Here is a 21,687-nt window from a genome sequence, read left to right as displayed (position 1 = left end):
CTCCACAATACCCACTCAATAAATCTTATCTCAAGGAACGACCGGAACTATTTTATACGCATACCGATAACTTCGATAGGGGAGAAGCCCTTCTCCGCCGGTGTGCGGATATTCAATAGTTAAACGGGTCTGTGCATGCGGCTCAGTTTCCCCGTTAAAATAAGGCGTTGCGTTCATCGTGAGCAGCGCACTGTCACCAAGAATCATTATTCCTTTGCCTTGGCGGTCTGTGATTTTCCACCAACGTACGGATGTCTGGGGTGCCCTTTCGCGGGAAGGGACATTAGGGTTGGATCCTGCTAGCTCCACCGCCTGTTTGTAAATCCCTAAGGGAGGATGATTGGCGGTTGGGTTTACCTTTACGGATTCCGGATCTTCGTCCGGCCCTTTTCCATAATAAGACACAGAATCAAAACCGGGAGACAGGAACCATTGCATGCCGAAGCGGGGCAGTTTCGGTTGGGTATTCGTTGAATCGGTATGCGTCGTATCGGTATCCATCCGCTGTTCTACCAGCATTTCGCCTTTGGAGTTGATGGAATACCGTACATGTAGCGAACAAAAGGTTCCAGGTAAATCATAATCTGCGTTCACAATGGCAAAATTAGTGCCTGTGCTGGTGGAAAAAAGTTGAAGACGGGGATTCTTTGTGGCGAGTTGCCATATCCGAATAGCCTGGTTTGCTGAAGAATCATTGCCTGCGGGCTCTCCCCAAAAATCCGCTCTTAGCCCCAGGGTATCGTTATCCTCGAGTAAGACGGTTCCTTTTACTTCATAATGTTGTAACCAACCGGTTTGTTTGTTAAGGTTAACAGACATTCCCGGAGAACTGATGGTAAAAAAGCCAGACTCATCTTTAAAAGTCAATTCCCCATCCGGCCGGACAACCATATCATTGGCATAACCTCCTTTTACAGGCAATTGTTCTTTGGCCAATAAAAACCCTGACAGGATTGCCGCCTCCGCTTTTTTGGTCTTATAAGCAATGTTCAACAAAACTTCATCATTCGTCCCAATATTTACCCTGACCGGAAGGTGGACTGGGGCCGAATGTTTGGCCGCGATCATTAGGGCGGGAATCTTTCCTTTTTGCCGTCCCATTCCATTAACCAGTACCTCCCATTCCAGGATAACATTGGAAAGATCCCTGCCGGCATACCCGTTAAAGACTTTAATAGTGACTGGTCCCAGAAGGGAAACAGGTCCGACGGGTAGAAGGGATGGGGTTGCAGCAAGCCGGTGTCCGGCAGGATTGACCGGAAGGAGATTCCCAGTGGTTGGCAAAAGCTTGAATTGCAGGATCTTAGCAAAAGGCTGGGTTTCCTCCATTCCAGTTGGTAGCTGAGCGGAGGCTGGAACCCATGCACATACGCATAGAATAGTTGGTAGCAGTAGTTTTGGCATGTAGGGTTTTTTGGGCAGGTAAGTATAAGGAATATTAATAAACTTTTCTTTGCTAAAACGATTTAGTATATCTTTAATATTATTGAGGATATTATTTTTCTAATTATCATGGTAACTTTTGCAAAATGAAAAAGGTTTCTATCAGCGACATTGCCCGCAAGGCTGGCGTTTCCGTTTCCACCGTTTCTTTTGTGATGAACGATAAGGCCGTAAAAATGCGGATCAGCCGGGAGGTAATCGATAGGGTCGAAAATATTGCCAGAGAAATGGGTTACCGGCCTAATCAATTGGCCAGGGGATTACGAACCGGAAGAACAAGAACGATCGGACTGATCGTAGAAAATATATCCAATGCTTTTTTTGCCACGCTGGCAAAGACCATCGAGGACGAAGCAAAAAAATACGATTATAAGGTCGTGTACTGCAGTACGGATAATGACGAAAATAAAGCAAGGGAGTTGATCAGTATGCTGTCTCAACGACAGGTAGATGGTTATATCATCACGCCTACCTTAAACCTGATGGAAGACATCCAGCGCCTTCAGCATGAAAATAAACCCGTTGTTCTTGTCGATCGTTATTTTCCCCATCATGAAAATATCCCATCCGTACTCGTTGATAATTATGCAGGGGTAACCAATGGAATGGAGTTTTTGATCGGGAAAGGATACCGGAAAATCGCCCTGGTCTCCATCGAGGTTGATATGGCGCATATGCATGATCGCCTGGATGCCTATTACGATACCCTGAAAAAGAACAATATTGCGGTTGATGACAGGATCATCAAGCTGATCCCTTATGGATGTGTGGGAGAAACGGCCTTGCAGCAGATCACGGAGCTTTTTGCCGGGCATCGTGACCAGATCGATGCGGTCTTTTTTCTGACCAATTACCTGGGAATGGTGGGAATCGAAGTGATTAAAAAAATGGGTATCCGCATCCCACAGGATATGGCCCTCTTGTGTTTTGACGATAACGAACTTTTCCGGCTTTTTACCCCCACCATATCGGTGATCAGGCAACCTATTGCCGAAATTGGACAGAAAGCCATGTTTGCCCTTGTCGAACGATTAAAATTAACGGGTCCGGATGAATTGCTTCCTTACCCGGAATGCAGCTGTATCAAACTGGCTGCGGAATTAGTTGCCAGGGAATCGATCTGAGGATAATAATTCCATTCTAAGGATAGCCACTGAATTCTAACGATGATAACGCAGCGATTCTCCCCAGGTCATATTGACCACCTTATAGTTGGATCGTTTTAATTCCGGATAGGTAAGATCGAGAAATTCCGCATCTCCCCAAAAAGGGACCCGGTCGTCTACCCGGTGACCGAGTTCGTTCTCATGCCCCGGGATTACCATATGAGGATTAAACCCCTTGACGATCCGGTAAATTTCATTTGTCCAGCACGGCGGCATAAGCACATCCACCCGCTGATGCAGGAATACACTATCGATCCACGCATAATCGATCATGAATTTTCCTTCGTTAATCTGATCGCCCATATGGCAAAAGGATAAACCTTCCGGCGTGGTGACCAGACTTACATTGTTGTCGTTATTCTCCATCTGGTGACCCGGGTAAATAATAACCTTCAAGACCTGTTTGCCCTGTTGAACAGGAAGGAACTGTATGGAATCCGCTACCCGTTGCAAGTGGGTAATGGATCTGTGAATGGGTTTGTCTGCCCAGATCTGTAATGGGGCGACCACCGGTTTGCCGCTCTTTATAAATTTCCAGGCTATCGTTTCTTCCACATGATCCTGATGCCGGTGGCTGAGGAACAGCGCATCGCATTGACTGACCAAACGATCGATTGTTTTTTCTGACAGGGCGAAGGCCGGACAACCTGTATTCACCCCGCTAACAAGATCAAAGGCGAAGGTAGTCGTCCTGGTCTTTACTATAAAACCCATATTGTATAACTTCCAGATCACGGCTCCTTTCTCCACGCGGGTTTTTTCCATTTCGTCCAGGGCATCTTCTATCCGGTGATGATAAAATTCCTGCACTGGCAACCGATAAGCAGCATAGACATCATGTAAAACCGCATCCATCAATAGTAAACCGAGATGCCTTTCATTTCCCGGTATTTTCATCCCTGGAGGGTGTTTTGTCAGTATGCTGTCGGTTTCTGCCAGTAATGCTTTAGCCTGCCTGTCCATAAATGCATTCCCTCTGGCGTCCATAGATGGATCTGTATTCGGAGCGATTCCCGCCCGTAGTGACTGCCCTTGCGAAAAGTGGATATTCGCCAGGAGGCAAACGAAAAAAGAAAATGCGATGGGTAGCGAAATATTTGCCATAAAGGTTGCGAAAATGAATGCGAAAATGGTTGCGATAAAAGGTTGAGTTCAAGATTGGGATAAAGATAAGGCTAAAGATAACAGCCTCTTAATATCGGATCAAATGACAATTTTAACTATGTATAAGCTGTTTTAACCAGGGATAGGCTGTCTTTGTCAGGGATGAAAAGGGAGAAATAACTATTTGCATAATTTGCCCTATTTTCGCATAAATATTTTCTACATGAACTTGCATGAATACCAGGCTAAGGAATTACTGAAAAAATACAATGTTCCCGTACAGGAAGGCATTCCGGTAGACAACGCCGGAGCAGCAGAAGAGGCTTATAAAAACCTTAAGGTTCAGTACGGTAATAATTTTGCCGTCGTAAAAGCCCAGATTCATGCAGGCGGCCGCGGAAAAGGGAAGATCCAGGGTACAGAACAACGGGGAGTCGCGGTTGGGAAAAGTGCCGAAGACGTAAAACAGATCGCTTCTGCCATTTTGGGAGGCACATTGATCACCATTCAAACCGGACCAGCCGGGAAAAAAGTGAACAAGGTACTGATCGCGCAGGACGTATATTATCCGGGCGCCAATCCGGTAAAAGAATTTTACCTTTCTATCCTTTTGGACCGTTCCAAAGGACAGAACGTTGTCATGTACAGCACGGAAGGAGGAATGGACATTGAAGAAGTCGCCCATAATACACCGGACAGGATTTTTAAGGAATGGATCCACCCCGGTGGCGGATTACTTCCTTTCCAGGCAAGAAAGATTGCCTTTAACCTGGGGTTAAGTGGTGAGGCTTTTAAAAACTGCGTGAAATTCGTCACCAACCTGTATACTGCTTATGTAGGATTGGATTGTGCTATGGTGGAGATCAATCCGCTCTTCAAGACCAGTGATGAAAAGATCATCGCCGTGGATTGCAAGATGAACCTGGATGACAATGCCCTGATGCGTCATGCCGACCTGGAGGCGTTAAGGGATATCAGCGAGGAAGATCCAACGGAAGTTGAAGCCGGTAAATATAATCTGAACTTCGTTAAATTGGATGGAAATGTGGGTTGTATGGTCAATGGAGCAGGTCTGGCGATGGCCTCCATGGATATGATCAAACTCAGTGGCGGAGAACCTGCCAATTTCCTGGACGTAGGCGGTACGGCAAATGCTCAAACGGTTGAGGCAGGGTTCAGGATCATCCTTAAAGATCCCAAGGTAAAAGCGATCCTGATCAATATATTTGGCGGTATCGTACGCTGCGACCGGGTTGCTCAAGGCGTTATCGACGCGTATAATTCTATCGGTGATATCAAAGTGCCGATTATAGTCCGTCTGCAGGGAACCAATGCGGAAGAAGCCCAGAAGCTGATCAAGGAGAGCGGTCTGAAGGTTCAATCTGCCATCCTTTTGAGCGAGGCCGCAGCCCTGGTTAATAAGGCTGTCGCCTGACCGGATAATGGATAATACGACCAGATAATACGACCAGATAATACGACTTGATAATCGGTTGTAACCAGATCATACTGAAACAGGCCATACCTCCCAAATAGCTATGGCCTGTTTTCTTTTTACCTGATCCTTCAATAATTTTCCGGGTATTCGTAAAACCCGCAGAAAGTTTTAGTACTATTTCTAACCTGCCGTAACCTTTAAAACGGTATTTTTAGCTGAATAGAATACCATCCCATTTTAATCTTGCTTTGTAAAAAAAAACTGCATTTCAGCAGTAGTAAGTATTTCCGTTATTTACTTTAGCGATAGCTATCACCTGAAGCCCGAGATTTTCCGTAAGGTGCGACGGCCCCGTTGTTGAAAGAGAAGCCTTTTTGTCAATGGAAAGAGTCCTTATTATCTGTAATGAGAGTTGGGAGATGGAAGCCGTATTGACTGCCGTCTTTAATGGTGATTTTCCGCCACGCAGGACGGATCAGTATAATAGCCGGTCTGTATTCCGGATCAAAGACCTGGATTTTCCAAGGCAGCACCTTCAGGGGGAAGGCAAACCTTGTTTGATTTTTGAGACAAACCGCTATCAGTTTGAATTTTGGTGCATACAACATATTATGGATGTCAACCCTGGCCGCGCTGACAACTATTTTTATTCAAGGAGCATTCAGAAGGCGGTTAATTTCCCTGCCATACTGAATTTTGAAAAAGAGAAAGGAATTCAACTGGTCATTGCATTCGGTACGGCCGGCTCACCTGGTGATACCTTGGAAAGTCCGGGATTGGTAATAGGTTCCGATGTATATATCCATGATGCGTCCCCCGAACTCCCATCAGACAGAAAGTATTACCGTCCCGACTTTGGAAAGATCATTCCCTCTGCCCTTCCCGAATCCTTCTTTGATAAACTGAACAGAGAGGTTTCAACCAACAGGATGAAGTTATACTTTGAATCAAAGACCCTGATGGCTTCCGTGGAACCTTCCCTTCGGTTCAGTCTCCTCGCAGATAAACATCTCGTAGCCATCAGTGATGTTAATATCAAATTCTGCAAAAACGATAAGACAACCCATAAGGCTGCCCTTGACAGCTACTCTGCCATTCATGAAGGTGCCGCCGCTTTTTCAGTCGAAGCTACCCACGGATTGGTCCGGCTGGAAGCACAACAACCCAATTTCCTGTTTATTTCAGCCATCACCAACGGAGAACCCTACGGGGATCACGAAAGTCTTGCCCGAAAATCTTACCGTCACTTTTCTTCCTGTTTTAACGGTGGGATCTTCCTTTCCTGGCTTGTCCATTTTATAAATGGAAATTAGCTGACTCACTAACTTTCTAACTCACTATCTAACTGCTATGAAAAAAAGACTATTGCTTACCTTTTTTTGCCTCAGCATGGCTTTCCTTGCTGTGGCGGGAACGATAAAAGGGAAAATTTCAGATGCCAGGAACCGGGACCCTCTGGTGGGAGCCACGGTATACCTGGAGCATACCAAATTTTATACAATTGTTAGTCTGGACGGGAGTTATCTGTTAAAAAATATCCCTGCGGGAAAGTATGAGATCATTGCTTCCTGCGTAGGCTATAAAAAGTCCCGGGAGATCAATGTCAATATTGAGGAGAAGAACGAGGTAAAGGAAATAAACATGCTGTTGGAGCCTGAGGTACTGGGTCTTGACCAGGTTACGGTTAAAGGGGATAATAACGGTGAAAGAGACAAGGCTGCCAGAAGCCTGGAAAAAAGAGCGGATATCGTTCAGAATATTCTTTCCGCCAAAACCATACAATTATTGCCTGATGTGACTGTCGCTAATGCCTTGCAACGCATCAGCGGGGTAAATATTCAACGTACCAGCACCGGGGAGGGCAGGTATGCCATTATCCGGGGCATGGAGCAGCGTTATAATAATACCCTGGTGAACGGGATCAAAATACCCAGTCCGGACGATAAATATCGTTTTGTTCCCATGGACATGTTCCCTTCAGAATTATTAGAACGGCTGGAAGTGATTAAAAGTCTTACGCCAAATATGGAAGGAGACGCGATAGGAGGCACTATGAACCTGGTCATGAAGAATGCGCCGGATAAATTTTTATTATCCCTTAACCTGGCTGCAGGGTATTCCACCTTATTTTCCGAAAGGCCTTTCAGTCAATTCCCGCATTCCGGAATAAATAAAAAGTCCCCGGCGGAGTTACATGGAAATGATTATATCGCTTCCAATAAAGATTTTACGGTTTCCAATCTGAAATATGGAGATAAGATTCCGGTTAACCGTTCCATGGGACTGACTATTGGGAACCGGTTCCTGGATAAAAAATTAGGCGTCCTTTTCTCCGTCAGTTGCCAGGATTTTTATCGTGCCTCCAATTCGACTTACCTGATCCCTGGCCCTCAGCCTCAGCCTGATAATCAACCCCTGTTCATGGCAGTTTATCAAAGACTGTATTCCACGCAAACCAACCGAATTGGAATAAACAACAAAATAAATTACGTCTTTAACAACAGGAATAAAATTTCCCTGTATAACCTTTTCTTAAAGCAGGACGAATTCCAGACCAGACTTACGGACAATACCAGCTTGGGGATCACTTCAACTTCCAATGAAAAGCTTGTGGATATCCTTCACCGGAGCCGTTGGATGCAGCAAACCATCTATAACTCCACCTTACAGGGTGACCATATTTTAAACAATTCATTCCGGATCGATTGGAGCGCCGTTCTTTCCCTGGCAAAAAGCGCCCTGCCGGATATGGCCGAATATACATATGCCAATGATGTCCTCCTCAACGGAGGGATAGGGGGGAAGGACAGCATTACCTCGACCCTACAGGGAATGAGCCGCATCTGGCAGCATAATTCCGAAAGAGATCTGGCCGTCTATTTTAACGTTTCTTATTATGTTAAAATTGCCGGTCATAATGTGGAAGTTAAAACAGGGCTCCTTTCCCGATCGAAAAAAAGAGAGAATTATTACAACAATTATTTGCTGAATCCTGCCCTGGCAAACGGGGCCCCTCAAAAATATACCGATATAGATGCCGCTCAGTATATATTTCTTACCAGCGAGAATGGCAAAGGAATAATTACGACTACGAACAGCAACAGTTATTCAGCGATCGAGAATATCAATGCCGCTTATTTACAAGCAAAGTTTATGTTTGGTAAAAGATTAGAAATTATAGGCGGAGCAAGGGTTGAACATACGCAATTAAGTTACGCAACGGTAATGCCGGCCAATTTTGACGCCCGTTCCGGTTCGATCCATTATACGGATCTCCTTCCAGGCGTCCACTCTTTATATAAAGTGAATGACAGGACCAATCTGCGTTTATCCTATTTCAGATCGATCTGCAGACCCGGTTTATATGAGGTCACTCCTTACCTGATCCCGGGGGAGTATTTCCAGGAGATCGGCAATCCTTACCTCAAACATACCCGGGCAGATAACCTGGATTTCCGGTATGAATTCTTTCCCCGTGAAACGGCCGACCAGGTATTGATCGGGGCCTTCTACAAATATCTTCGCAGTCCGATCGAATATTTTATCGCCCGCGATGGCAGCCCGGGGTCGCAGTTCATTAAACCCGATAATATCGATCATGCAACCAATTTTGGAGCGGAACTGGCGGTGACTAAATACCTGGGTAAATTCGGGATCTCCGCCAACTATACATTTACACGGTCCCGTATCAAAACGCCGAAGATCCTTTCCTATTACGACTCCATCCTGGGATACGCTCAAAGAACAGTAAGCCAGACACGGCCTTTACAGGGACAGGCCGATAATGTAGGGAATCTTTCCCTGTTGTATAAGAATCCACATATCGGACTGGACATGCAGCTGGCCTTTGTATTTACCGGAGAACGGATCGTTCAGGTCTCTAATTATTTTCACCTCGATCTTTGGGAAAACCCATACAGCCAACTGGATCTTTCCCTTGAAAAACGCATCTGCAAGGGCTTTCTGTTATATACGAAGGTGAACAATCTGACCAATTCCGCACAAAAAGTTTATTTAAAACAACCTAACAAAGGGTTTGCCGATCCTTTGCCCAACCAGGACAAAGACAATAAAATCCTAGCGCAGAAAGATGTATATAAACTATCCATTTTGTGCGGATTCCGGTACAAATTCTGAGACTGGAAGAAACTATTATACCCCATAATCAAAAAATACTCCTGATGCAACACAAACGATTTACTAACCTGGCGGTTAACTTCGCCATTTTTTCGGCTGTATGCTGGGCCCTTTGTTTCGTCTTTCCAAGGTGTAATAAATGGGCCTTCGATAAAAACGATATCTATAAGTATACCCTTCCCGCCTCCTTAACGGTCAGCGATTCAGCCCCGTTATGCGGTTCTGTAAAAGGGATGATGCTTTCCGGCAAAACTTATACTGTCGGATGCGACATAAATATCAATAAAGGAGATACGTTACTGATACAACCTGGAGTGACGGTATTGATGAATCATAACGCAGGGATTATCGTGCACGGCACCTTTATTTGCCTGGGGTCGAAAGAACACCCCAACTGGTTTACCGTAACCGGGATAAACAAAAACGACACTCCGGGGCTTGATCCGTCCCTGGACCCCGCCTATTCCGGACAATGGAAAGGTATCCTGGGGGATACAGCCTGCAATTTAATGGTCATTAAATGGACCCATATCGATTTTGGAGGTGCAGCTTATGGGAATGTGGTAGGCCCTTCGGTAGGGCAAAGCAGTACGAATAATTATATCCTGCTTTTCCAAAATTTTCATGGAAGTTTTGTCCTGGAAGACTCCTGGATGTATGGAGCAACCGACGACCAGGTCAGGATCTCCGGTGGGAAAATTTCAGTGATGCGAAATACTTTCGAGAAATGCGGGTTGACTTCAGGAGATTGTGTTAATGTGAAAGGAGGCACGGTGGGGGACATGGCGTATAATTTTTTTATCGGTTCCGCGGAAAACGCACAGAAAGTCACCAATAAAGGCCAACCGATCGGCGCTCCACAAAGTAATATCCGAATGTACAATAACACGTTCGTCAATGGCGGATTCCGTGTAACTACGACAGGAAGCGGGGCGAATATCGATTTTGAACAGGGCGCCAAAGGCTTGTATTATAATAATGCCTTTATCAATTGCAAAATTGGTCCGCGTGTTGTGGGCAATCCGGCAGCAGATACTGCTGGTTTGTTCTATGGGTACAATTACCAGTACGGTGATTCCCTCCAGGTGGTGAACCAGTTTTACCCGGTAGGTTATATCAGTAAACCTGCACCCACCGACATTCCTTCACCGGTTTATCTTCCTTCCAATTATACCCGGGGCTCCGTCTATGATGGAACGGCAGTCCTGCAGTCCGATAATCCCCTGTTCGTTAAGTATACTCTGCCAGTTCCCGGTGGCATTAAATTAAGGGATATCAGTTCCGTAGGTTCTTTCAACTTTCGTCTTCAGGCAAATTCGCCGCTGATCGGAAAGGGCTACCTGGGTTTCAGCCCCTTGAAAGCGGTAACAACAGACCTTATTTATGGTGCTACGGAAATTAGCCTGCCAGGCAAAGACCTGGGTTGTTTCCAGACCAATGGCAGTGGTAATCAGCATTAATTACAAGGAGAGAAAAGACAGAACGATGACAAGGGAAATCCATTTTATAAGATCCTACCTGCTCCTGGTTTTTGGGCTGGCTTTGTTTTTTCTGGTGTTGTACTCCCTTGGATCCGGACTTCGCCGGGTAATGAAGGGAAATCATCCAAGGGAGCACAGACAAATTAAGGATAAAAGCAAGAATTACCAGGGGCTACTCTGTAACCCGGTTCCATAAATCCCTTTTGAAAGCCAGTACCTGGTTAACCGATCCGTTTTTGTCCTTTTTGAAAGTAAGAGGGAACCGTTCGTCAATACTAAAGAAATCCGATTCAGACTCGGGTACAAAGGTAAGCTCGTTGCCATCCCAGGATTGTTTGATGGACAAAGTGCTCCCGGCCGCTTTTATTTGTAAATAATCGTCCTTTCCTTTTACGAATTGGAATTTATATTTTCCTTCCAACGGTTTAAGCTGTTCCTGGGATAACGACACCACCGTTTTAAATTCGGGCTTATAAAACCCTTTCCAGTCATATACAGTGGCTACGCTGTTGGCAATCTCCTCAAGTATACCGGCGTTATCCGAATTGACCATTACCACCACCCCGTCTCCGCCATCCAGGCTGCCATAATACAAGGTGGTAAAACCTTCACCTCTTCCAAAATGGTGAAAATAGGTCGATTCTCCCTTTTTAAAAACAAATGTACCCAGGCCGGCCGATGCTTTAGGGAAAGGGGTGAGTGCAAGCCTGGTGTTCTCCTGCGACAAGATCTTATTGGATTTTCCCTGGTAGGCCAATTGGGTTTCGATAATGAATTTAGCCAGATCCGTTGGATTAGTCCAGAGACCGGCCGGCGCCAGTTCAGGGTAGGTATGATAATTTCCCTTGACCAACCTTCCGTCTTCTTCATAGGCGGAAGAAAGTAGTTTTTGTTTTTTACCGGTTGGGTTTGCGCCATAGAAACTACCGGTCATATCTAAGGGTTTCAATACATTTTCTTCCATGAATTTTTCATAGGGCTGATGGGTAACATCCATGACGATCAATTGGGATATGAGCGTGCCGCCATCCGAATACTCAAATCGTAAACCCGGTTCGAAAATTGAACGTACGGGTGGTGTGATGGCGGGTTTCTGCCCGTCAAGCACCTGGATCAGGGTCGGTACCGTGTCCCCCTTGGTATAGCCCGGGAAACCCTGTACGCCTAAACCTCCCGTATGGCTCAATAAATTTGCAACGGTTATTTTTTTATTTTTTGAAATAGAGTCATAGGGGAATTTCCAGGTATTTAGAAAATTGTTGATATCCGAATGAAGATCGATCTTGTTGTCCTGTACTAATTTCAGCACTCCGATAGCATTTAAGGATAAACCCACCGAGGAAACCTGGAACAAGGTTTTGGTTGTTACCGGGATCTTTTTGTCAACATCCGCCCAATCATATCCCTTTGCCCATTCCAGCTTAAAATTATGGACTACCGCTATACTCAGGCCCCTTATCTTGTAATATTCCATCCGTTCTTTTAAATTCCACGCAGTATGGTCCTGCGTGCGTACCCACCCGCCGAGGTTCTCTTCCACCTGTTTGATTTTGTTTTCCACTTCTGCAGGAGATGATGGTCCGGATTGTGCGCGGACCTGTTTGATTGAACCGGGTTGTAATAGCATGCCCATCGAAAAAGAAAGAAGAAAAAAGAACTTTTTCATAATGAAGGTTTATTTTAAAATTAGCCCTTAATGATGACTTGCAATTAGCAGTATTACTAAATTATACTGCGGACTTTACGAATGTTGACTTACCGTGCGCTTCTCAGGGAAAAAGAGTTTTTAGTAAAACCCGCATTGTAAAAGGTGGCTACTACTAAGCGTTAAATTGTTTTTTTAATTTTACTTTATTCCAGAAGAGAGACACCTGAATATTCCACTCCAATTGTAATCCCCAGGGTCATCTCCGGTAAATGTAGCAGATCTTGTTACTTGCCACAGCGATAGCTATTCCTAAACTATATTTTATGTTCCAAGCCATTCCTGCCAGTTCAAAGACTATTTCAACAAGCGCAATCCGGCTTTTGGCGATCGGTTGCTTTTTTATCCTTGCAAATGGCCTGTCGAGTATTTTTGTCACCGTCTTCCTGTGGAAACTCTCCAACGATTATGTGCAGGTTGCTTTGTATAATTTATATGTCTACTTATTTATGCCGGCAGGTTTTATTCTTGCGGGTCTGATGACCGGGAAAAAAGGCGTGTCCTTCTGTCTGAGAACAGGCATGGCCGCCATGATCGTATATTTTGCATTTATCCTTAATATTAATACCCGCGCATCGCAATTCATCTTTTTGCTTGGATTTATTTATGGGATCGGGTATGGCTTTTTTTATTATTCGGTCAATACCCTTCTTTTTTATTACACCAGCGAGGATAACCGGAGCTATTACCTGGGTTTGAATAACGCTTTCGGCTCTGTAATGGGAATAATATCACCGGTCATCTCCGGGTTCATCATTATTAATAAACAGGAATTGAATGGCTATTATTATGTATTTTCCATATCGCTACTATTGTATGTGATTGCAGGCATTATCAGTTTCTTCCTGGAGGACACGGAACGAATAGGGAAATTCGATATCAGGAAAATCATTTCCTATAAAAACAAAAACTGGCAGTATGTACTGAAGAGTAATCTGTTCCTGGGATTCAGAGAAGGTGCCATTTATTTTATTATCGATATTCTCTACTTTATTACATTCGGAAATGAATTCTCCTTCGGCGGGTTTACTACGCTGATCGCATTTGTAGGAGTGATCAGCGCCTATCTGGTCGGGAAATATATCCGGCAGGAATTAAACAGGAAATACATCCTGATCGGGGGAACCGTAACACTGGCGGCAACCCTGGTCATGGTGATCCACACTTCCGTCCCGACTGTTATCGCTTATGGGTTACTCACCTCCATATTCAATTGTTTCTGGTTAATTCCCGTCCTGTTCATTCATTACCAGGTCGCCGAGACGACCATACGCAAAGAAGAATACATGGGAGAATACATGATCTCCAAAGAGATACCGCTGGCGATCGGAAGGATACTGGGCATATTGGTCTTTATTGTGGTCGAACTTTCCTCTCTGAACAAAATAGCGGTGAAGATCAGCCTGCCGGTGCTTAACGCGATGGTACTGCTCGCTTTCATTTTCACTTTATCCAGGATTAAAAGACCGGCGGTCTCTTAAATGATACTGGTTCCGGTTAGATATTCTATAATCATTAAAAATTAAATGTTATGTACGTTAAAGAAATCAACGAGGTAAAAGAGCATCTGGACGTTCTGAAGTCTAACGGCCTTATCAGCGAATGGGCGCTTCCGTATGAAAACCTGCTTACCAGGCTTACCGCCGGAATTTTCTTTTTTACTCCTTCGACAGACAATGAAGAATTTTTATCACTGATCGGAAAGGAACTGGAAAAGTATCCCCATTTCAGTTACCGGCTGAACCAGGAGAAAAAACTTTCCAACCTGGCCTACCGCCTGACATTCAGTAAAGAAGAAAAGGAGAGCCATCTGAAAAGTCAGGACAGCGGTGTGACGCAGGATGCCTAAAAACTAAAAGGTAATGAAGAAAACCAATCTTATTTGTCTTCCGTTTGCGGGGGGGAACAAATATTCCTACCGGGATTATGAAAGAAAGGCGCCTTCCATTTTAAATATCATTCCCCTGGAATATCCGGGAAGAGGGGCGAGGATACAAGAGCCTTTGCTGTCGGATATCAACGCCCTGGTCGCAGATTTGTATCAACAGGTAAAAGGAATGCTGGATCACCCGTCCTATGCCATTTATGGCCATAGCATGGGCGGATTGATCGGATGCCTGCTGACAAGGGAAATCGTTTTGAGAAATCACCGTCCTCCCCTGCATTTATTCATAACCGGCACTGCCGGACCTGCCGCTCCTTCCCGCAGAGATACCAAAAGACATCTTATGGAGAAGGCTGAATTTTTAGAAGAAATAAAGAATCTTAATGGAAGCCCGGACGGGGTATTGAAAAGCGAGGAATTGCTGGATTATTTCGAGCCCATTCTGCGTGCGGATTTCAAGGCTTGCGAATCTTATGTTTATGAAGAATCCGGGGCCCTAAACGTGCCTATGACAGTCATAACCGGAACTGAAGAGGATATGGAGGAAGAAGAAATAGCCCTTTGGCAAAAGGAATCCAATCAAACGGTGGATTTCAGACGGATGCCGGGCGGTCATTTTTTCATTCTTAACTACCCGGATTCGATCCTGGAGATCATTACCGGAAAAATAATCCGTCAATAGAAAGAGTGATTTTATGGCTATCAATGTAATCGGCATTTCAGCTTTTTATCATGATTCCGCCTGTTGTCTCCTGCAGGATGGAAAGATCAGGGCAGCAGCGGAAGAGGAACGTTTCACCAGGGTGAAAGCGGACCGTTCGCTTCCAATAAATGCCTTCCGGTATTGTCTCGGGGAGGCCGGGCTGTCCATAAGCGACATATCCTGTGTGGCCTATTATGAAGACCCTGTCAAGAAATTAGCGCGGCAATTATGGAGCGGCATTCACGGTGATCCATCCGGTCTGTTGAAAGGAATCAATCCCCGGAAAAAGGTGGAACAGCAGATCAGGGAAATGATCGGTTATGAAGGAGAAATTTTGTATATCGACCATCATATGTCCCATGCCGCCAGCAGTTTTTATTTTTCGGGGTTTGAACGGGCGGCAATTATGACGGTTGACGGAGTCGGAGAATGGGCTACCACCACTTACGGTACAGGCGATGAAAAGGGCATAACTATTTTCGAGGAAGTTGCCTTCCCTGATTCTTTGGGGCTGTTATATGCCACGATTACCAGCTACCTGGGATTCGGGGTGAATGACGGAGAGTATAAGGTAATGGGACTGGCTCCATACGGAAAACCTTTGTATACGGATAAAGTAAGGCAATTGATAGAGACAGGGGACAATGGCCAGTATCGTCTGGATATGAAATTTTTTGCCTTCCTTACCGGCAACCGCATGTATACCGATACCCTGAGCGACCTGTTTGGCCGGTCGCCAAGGAAAGAAGATGAGCAGATGGAGCAGTTCCATATGGATCTGGCTAAAAGTCTCCAGGTGATATTGGAGGAAGTGCTGCTTGAAAAAGCGAACTATCTGTTCCGGGAAACCGGACTGGATGATCTATGTATGGCAGGAGGGGTTGCCTTGAATTGTGTCGCTAATGGGAAGATCCTTAAAAATGGGCCATTCAAACGTTTGTTCGTTCAACCGGCAGCCAATGATGCCGGAGGAGCTATAGGGGCAGCGGCAATTGCTCATCGGAAATTAAGCGGTGAATCTTTACCCGTTAAAAGGCTGGATCATGTCTACCTGGGTCCTTCTTTTTCCAATGACGAAATTCATAAAATATTGGAAGCGACATCCATCCAATACGGAAATTTCACATGGCACCGGGAAGAATTATTACAATTGACCGCTGGAAAACTGGCAGCGGGGGAAGTGATCGGATGGTTCCAGGGAAGGATGGAATTCGGTCCGCGTTCACTGGGAAGCCGGTCAATTCTGGCTGATCCGCGGAATGAACACATGCGGGACAGGATCAACGACATGGTCAAAAAAAGAGAGAATTTCCGACCCTTTGCCCCTGCTATACTTGACTCCCAGGTTTCCTTTCATTTCGATATCGATCATTCTTCCCCATTTATGCTGGAGACCTGCGAGGTCATTTCCAGCCTTCATCTTCCGGCCATAACCCATATTGACAATTCGGCCCGCGTACAGACTGTGGATAAAAGGACAAATTGTATTTTTTATGAATTATTGGACTCATTCTTCCAATTGACAGGATGTCCTATCCTGTTGAATACTTCCTTTAATATAAAAGGAGAACCGATAGTTTGTTCTCCTGAAGATGCGATCAAATGTTTTATTTCCACCGATATCGATTGTCTGGTAATAGGAGATTATCTGATTGAACGGGAAGGGAATAATTTTGACCTGTTAAAGGTCATTCTGCAAAGCGACATGGCAAAGATCGAAGCAAGCCATGACGTATATACGTTTATCTAACGGAAAACAAAAAACGGCATATGGATCACAGGCCCGCGGAATCCTTAAAAACCATTGCTGCCGGTTTGGCCGGTTTGATTTGCGAGGAGAGTACCGACCAGGAAAAACTGACCAGGCTATTGCAGCAGCTGACTGTCCGGCCTGAGCCGGATGTTTTCGCACCCAGCCTTGAAACGACTGATGCTGGTGAAACGCCGGATACCGGTTCCATTCCGGATGCCGTTGTAAAGCCGGAAAAGGTAATAGGGATCTGGAAACAGCGCCTGGAAAAAAATGGCAGCTTCTTCGAGAGGGACCCGCAACAGCATGGGTATTGGCACCTCTGGGCCAATGTACACAGGATATATCCGAAAAAAAATAAAAAGCGTATCGTATTATTGGGCGAATCCGTTGCCAGGGGATATTTCTATGATCCCTACTATACAGTAGCCAATGAACTGGAAGGGATACTGAATACTATTCCAGGTATCCGCCCGGCAGAAGTGGTCGATCTGGCGCGTACCAGCATGATGATCGATCCGTTGACTCATCTTGTCAGATCCTGCAGTGTTTTGGAGCCGGATGCGGTGGTGATCTTCGCAGGGAACAACTGGTTCGTCAAGTTGAGGGAGCTGATCGGTGAAGAAGATTACAAAAAGATGTATGCCTTATGTGAACAGGAATTGTTTTCGGAAATAAAACCTTTCCTGGAAAGAAAATTTTCTAAGATCATTGTTTCGTTTCTGCAGGAAGTGCAGGAACACCTTTCTTCCCGTAATATCCCCGTTATTTTCCTGATCCCGGGTTATAATTTAAAAGATTGGAGAAGCGACAGTATCGGGAATAATCTCCCCTGGCTGCCCGGCGACAACCTATCAGATTGGCTCGATGCAAAGGAAAGAGCAGAAAAAGCCTTATCACAAAAGGAATTTGATAAACTGGCAGATGCGGCAGGGCAAATGATTGCTATCGACGCATATAACCCTCTTGGGCACGAACTTTTGGCGTCCGCTTATATTGCTGAAAAAAGATGGGAAGAGGCCAGGAAATGTCTTTCAGAAGGAAGGGACGCTATGCTGGTCAATCGGGGCGGTAACAATCAACCCCGATGTTTTGGAATTGTCAGGGACACGATATTGACCGAAGCACACAAGTATGGGATCAGGGCAGTGGATCTACCAAAAATTTTCAATGAAATGACCGGGGATGGAATTCCTGACAGGAATCAATACCTTGACTACTGCCATCTTACTGTCGGAGCCATCAAGTCAGCAATGCGTTACACCGCGCAGGCCATTGTATCCCTGATCGGCGGAAAAGAGCTATCTCTCCCGGAAATCAAGGCATCAACAAAAGAGCCCGGAAATGAAATTCAGGCGATCGCCCATTTTTGTGCAGCCATACATAATGCACATAAGGACCAATCCATGGATATCGTCTGCTATCACTGCCGTAAAGCGCTGTCACTTTCACCTTCGATAAGCAGGATGATGCTTCAATTTGCAGATCTGGCAACGCGGCATACTTCCACCCTTCTTTGTAAGGCATTCGAAGAGATCATGGCCGGTCAAAAAATGAAGCAATATGAATCAGGTCTTGCCTTGCGTCATCCAAGAGGAGGCAAGCTGATGGATATCGGGCTTGTCGATACGATTGCCGGGGTATTGGAAACGATAGGAATAAATATTAAGGAGGATGTTAAGAAGTTAAGGATCCGGGAGCATCTGATTGGAGAGCGGAAAATAAATTTAACAGAACCCTTTTACAGTTCATCCGCGCATCATGAATTTTTTACGGGCGAAGAAAAGCCGCTTTTTTTACAGGCGAGATCGGCAACTACTTCCTTTTCTTTTATTGCCGATGGGAAATCCGTCCTGTATTTCGAACTGAATTACCGGACCCCTGCAGGATACAGTGCAGATAAGCACTTGCATATATCGGTCAATCATAAAGAAGAGTTGGCGCAGGAGCCTCCCATGAGCAAAACATGGACTACCTATCCCTTTCGTATTGGCCCGGATCAGCTGACAGAAGGCGTCAATACCCTGACTATCCGGTGGCCTTTCCTCGCTGCGCCCATTGCTCCCATGGGGCGCGAAATCACTGCCAGAACTTTCCTGGATGTTTTTCTGACTGTCTTTGGGGAAATTCATTCCTTCCTTGTTGTAGCCGGAAAATGTTTACTGCCTGAAAACCAGGAACCAAGCCATCAATTATCGGCAGAACCCTTTTAAAGAAAAAAATTATTATGCAGAAATCTTCTTTCCCTTTGCATCCTGCCCAGCAGGATGTTTTTTTTGATCAGTTGGTCAATGAAGAGAGCCCTCATTACAATGTAGGAGGTTATATCCGTTTGGAAGGAGCTTTGGATAAGGAGAAACTTAGGGAGACTCTGCAAACAGTGCCGGAGGTCTTCGACGTTTTTAAAATGGGTTTCGGCCTGGCGGGAGATGAGCCGCGGGGTTATTGGAAGGAGGACGACCCGGAGTATGCCTTCACGGAGTTGGATTTCAGTTCCGGGGAAGACGCCGGGAAAAAAGCATTGGCCTGGATGCAGGAAAGATTCAATGCTCCTTTTGTTATCAAAAAAGATAACCATCTGTATGAACTGTTCTTGCTAAAGGTTGGCGAGAGAGAATATTATTTTTATAACAGGTATCACCATTTGATCACCGATGGATATGGTTTTTCTATCTGGGCCCAGTACGTTGCCAAAAAATATTCCTCCCTTTTGAAACCCGGCAGGATGGATTTCGTTTACCCTTCCTATCACCAGGAGTCGATAAAGGGGAATGTTTATTATGGTTCTGCCGGATATCAAAAAGAGGGGAAGTATTGGAAAGAAAAGATTAAAGAAAGGCCCGCCATTTTTCTGCAAAAACAATACAAGCCGCTGAACGGGTCCCTTCAAAAATGCGGAAAATACGTCCTGGATATAACGGGCGATAGGATGGCGGAGATAGAGAAAATAGCGCTTGAGAGGAAGGCCAGCCTGCAACAATTGACCATTGCCGCCCTGCTGATTTATTTCGGTCAGACTTCTTCACAGACTGATTTTGTTTTTGGAATTCCAGTTCATAAAAGGAGAACAAAGGAGCTTCGCAACATCGTAGGTACCTTCTCCGGGGTGCTTCCTTTCAGGGGTACTTATCACCCATCGTTGACATTGAGCATGCTACTTAAGCAAATCTCCTCTTCGCAGCGAAGCGATTACAGGAATCAAAATTATCTGCTGGCAGATCTGAGCCGGGAGCTCAGCAGTGCTTCTTCCAAAGGTTTCCTGGATGTATTTGTAAATTATGAATTATTGGATTTTGAGTTGGATTTTGGCCCTGACCTTCACGCAAGGACTTATGAGCTGGTTACCGAGTTCTCTCAGTACCCCTTTAAGTTGTTGTGGCGGGATTATGGTAAACAACAACCATTAGAATTATCCATCGACTTTCAGCGGGAGTATTTTTCAGAAGAGGAGATCGCGCTGCTGGCCGAACGTATCTTTTTTATTTTATCGCAGTTCCCCGGATCCCCGGATAAGGAAATCGGGAATATCCGGATCATCCCACCACAGGAGCAAAAATTCCTTCAAGAGGCATCTCAGGGCATGAGGGCAGCCTATCCGAAGGATATGACGGTGACGGAATTATTCGAAGCCCAGGTCGGTGAAACACCCGATGAACCTGCCCTCGTATTCGGGGATTTGTCGTTGTCCTACCGGGAGCTGGATCAGCGTTCCAATCAATTGGCGCATTTCTTAAAGGCTGAAGGAGTTAGAGTGGGAAGTCTTGTCGCAACCTGCTTGTCCCGTTCACCGGGAATGATCATCGGCATATTGGGGATCCTGAAGGCCGGAGGCGCATATATACCCATCGATTCCGCGTATCCCAATGACCGGATCCGGTTTATGCTGGAGGATACGGGAGCGGGAATCGTATTGTGCTCCCCTGCCGATGAAGCCGCACTCCGGAATAGTTGCGGCGCCCGCATTTTGGTATGGGAAGAAGTGGAAGATAGGATCCGTAAAGAGCCGGTGACAAAGGTTGAGGCCGGAGTGGACGTCTGCGGGTTAGCTTATGTCCTTTTCACGTCCGGATCGACGGGCCTGCCCAAGGGGGTGATGGTAACGCACCGGAATATAACCAGCCTGGTAAAAGGAGATAATTATTCTTCTTTGGGCAGAAAGGATATTTTATTGTCTACAGGTTCCCCCTCCTTCGATGCTACTACGTTTGAATATTGGGGTATGTTGCTGAACGGAGGACAATTGGTCCTTTGCCCGGAAACCCGTTTACTGGACAGTGGTTTGATGAAAGAGGAGATCAAACGACGGGGTGTAAACAAAATGTGGTTTACGGCCAGTTGGTTCAATCAACTGGTGGATACGGACAGTACGGTTTTTGAAGGATTGGAAACTATTCTGGTTGGCGGGGAACGTTTGTCGGAAGACCACATAAAAAGGGTAAAACTCTTATATCCTGCGCTCCGGATCATTAATGGATACGGACCTACGGAGAATACCACCTTTTCGCTGACCTATGCAATCACTGGTAAGGAGGAAGGAAACGGTATTCCTGTTGGGAAGCCTTTGGCAAACCGAAGCGCCTGTATTTTGAATGAAAGGCTGGGGCTTTGCCCGGTTGGGATTACCGGAGAATTATATACAGGTGGTGACGGGGTTGCTCTTGGCTATCTGAACCGTACGGAATTAACGGCAGAAAACTTTATGGCCGGTCCATTGTCGGGTCTTCAGGAGAATGGGGGAGGTGAGTTGTTGGCCGAAGATGTGACCCATGGTTTGGCGGAAGGGGGATGGGAGAGGATTTACAAGACCGGGGATCTTTGTCGTTGGCTGGCCGATGGTAATATCGAATACCTGGGCCGTAAGGATGAGCAGGTGAA

General features: G+C 45.6%; 14 protein-coding genes. 11 read left to right on the top strand and 3 right to left on the bottom strand.

Annotated features, from left to right (window positions below):
- Positions 1 to 30: 30 nt before the first annotated feature.
- Entirely contained in the window at positions 31 to 1,404 is a 1,374-nt protein-coding gene (locus ACX0G9_RS26275; protein WP_459067950.1) for a beta-galactosidase small subunit-related protein, read from the bottom strand.
- 125 nt (positions 1,405 to 1,529) lie between these two features.
- Here ACX0G9_RS26275 and ACX0G9_RS26270 point away from each other — a divergent pair, with 125 nt between their 5' ends.
- The gene (locus ACX0G9_RS26270; protein WP_459067949.1) at positions 1,530 to 2,567 is read left to right on the top strand and encodes a LacI family DNA-binding transcriptional regulator; all 1,038 of its coding nucleotides are present in this window, start codon (positions 1,530 to 1,532) and stop codon (positions 2,565 to 2,567) included.
- Positions 2,568 to 2,603: 36 nt separating this feature from the next.
- Here the strand turns inward: ACX0G9_RS26270 and ACX0G9_RS26265 are convergent, their stop codons facing one another.
- Positions 2,604 to 3,713 (bottom strand): MBL fold metallo-hydrolase, encoded by a 1,110-nt coding sequence (locus ACX0G9_RS26265; RefSeq protein ID WP_459067948.1) that lies wholly within the window; start codon positions 3,711 to 3,713, stop codon positions 2,604 to 2,606.
- A 223-nt stretch (positions 3,714 to 3,936) separates the two neighbouring features.
- On the opposite strand from ACX0G9_RS26265, the gene sucC reads away from it, so the two are divergent.
- From sucC to ACX0G9_RS26245, 4 genes are all read left to right on the top strand, one after another.
- Positions 3,937 to 5,148 carry an ADP-forming succinate--CoA ligase subunit beta gene (sucC, locus tag ACX0G9_RS26260; protein ID WP_459067947.1) on the top strand — a complete coding sequence of 404 codons (1,212 nt, stop codon included), beginning with the start codon at positions 3,937 to 3,939 and terminating at the stop codon, positions 5,146 to 5,148.
- Between the two features lie 383 nt (positions 5,149 to 5,531).
- Positions 5,532 to 6,464, top strand: coding sequence for a hypothetical protein (locus ACX0G9_RS26255; RefSeq protein WP_459067946.1), 933 nt, complete (start codon positions 5,532 to 5,534; stop codon positions 6,462 to 6,464).
- A gap of 37 nt (positions 6,465 to 6,501) precedes the next feature.
- Complete coding sequence (locus ACX0G9_RS26250) at positions 6,502 to 9,288, top strand: TonB-dependent receptor (protein ID WP_459067945.1); 2,787 nt, start codon at positions 6,502 to 6,504, stop codon at positions 9,286 to 9,288.
- Positions 9,289 to 9,332: 44 nt separating this feature from the next.
- Entirely contained in the window at positions 9,333 to 10,748 is a 1,416-nt protein-coding gene (locus tag ACX0G9_RS26245) for a hypothetical protein (RefSeq protein WP_459067944.1), read from the top strand.
- A gap of 193 nt (positions 10,749 to 10,941) precedes the next feature.
- On the opposite strand, the gene ACX0G9_RS26240 is transcribed toward ACX0G9_RS26245, so the two are convergent.
- Entirely contained in the window at positions 10,942 to 12,435 is a 1,494-nt protein-coding gene (locus ACX0G9_RS26240) for a serine hydrolase domain-containing protein (RefSeq protein ID WP_459067943.1), read from the bottom strand.
- Positions 12,436 to 12,740: 305 nt separating this feature from the next.
- Here ACX0G9_RS26240 and ACX0G9_RS26235 point away from each other — a divergent pair, with 305 nt between their 5' ends.
- From ACX0G9_RS26235 to ACX0G9_RS26210, 6 genes are all read left to right on the top strand, one after another.
- Positions 12,741 to 13,955 carry an MFS transporter gene (locus ACX0G9_RS26235; RefSeq protein WP_459067942.1) on the top strand — a complete coding sequence of 405 codons (1,215 nt, stop codon included), beginning with the start codon at positions 12,741 to 12,743 and terminating at the stop codon, positions 13,953 to 13,955.
- A 50-nt stretch (positions 13,956 to 14,005) separates the two neighbouring features.
- The gene (locus tag ACX0G9_RS26230) at positions 14,006 to 14,323 is read left to right on the top strand and encodes a hypothetical protein (RefSeq protein WP_459067941.1); all 318 of its coding nucleotides are present in this window, start codon (positions 14,006 to 14,008) and stop codon (positions 14,321 to 14,323) included.
- Positions 14,324 to 14,336: 13 nt separating this feature from the next.
- Positions 14,337 to 15,041 (top strand): thioesterase II family protein, encoded by a 705-nt coding sequence (locus tag ACX0G9_RS26225; protein ID WP_459067940.1) that lies wholly within the window; start codon positions 14,337 to 14,339, stop codon positions 15,039 to 15,041.
- Between the two features lie 13 nt (positions 15,042 to 15,054).
- Positions 15,055 to 16,812, top strand: coding sequence for a carbamoyltransferase family protein (locus ACX0G9_RS26220; protein WP_459067939.1), 1,758 nt, complete (start codon positions 15,055 to 15,057; stop codon positions 16,810 to 16,812).
- A 20-nt stretch (positions 16,813 to 16,832) separates the two neighbouring features.
- Positions 16,833 to 19,025, top strand: a complete 2,193-nt coding sequence (locus ACX0G9_RS26215; RefSeq protein ID WP_459067938.1) for a hypothetical protein — start codon at positions 16,833 to 16,835, stop codon at positions 19,023 to 19,025.
- Between the two features lie 14 nt (positions 19,026 to 19,039).
- Positions 19,040 to 21,687 (top strand): non-ribosomal peptide synthetase (locus ACX0G9_RS26210; protein ID WP_459067937.1); only part of this gene is annotated, 2,648 nt, incomplete at its 3' end.

It is taken from the genome of Flavitalea flava, from assembly GCF_054461575.1.
The sequence above is the reverse complement of the archived record's forward strand: the minus strand, read 5'-3'. Positions and strand labels throughout refer to the sequence as shown.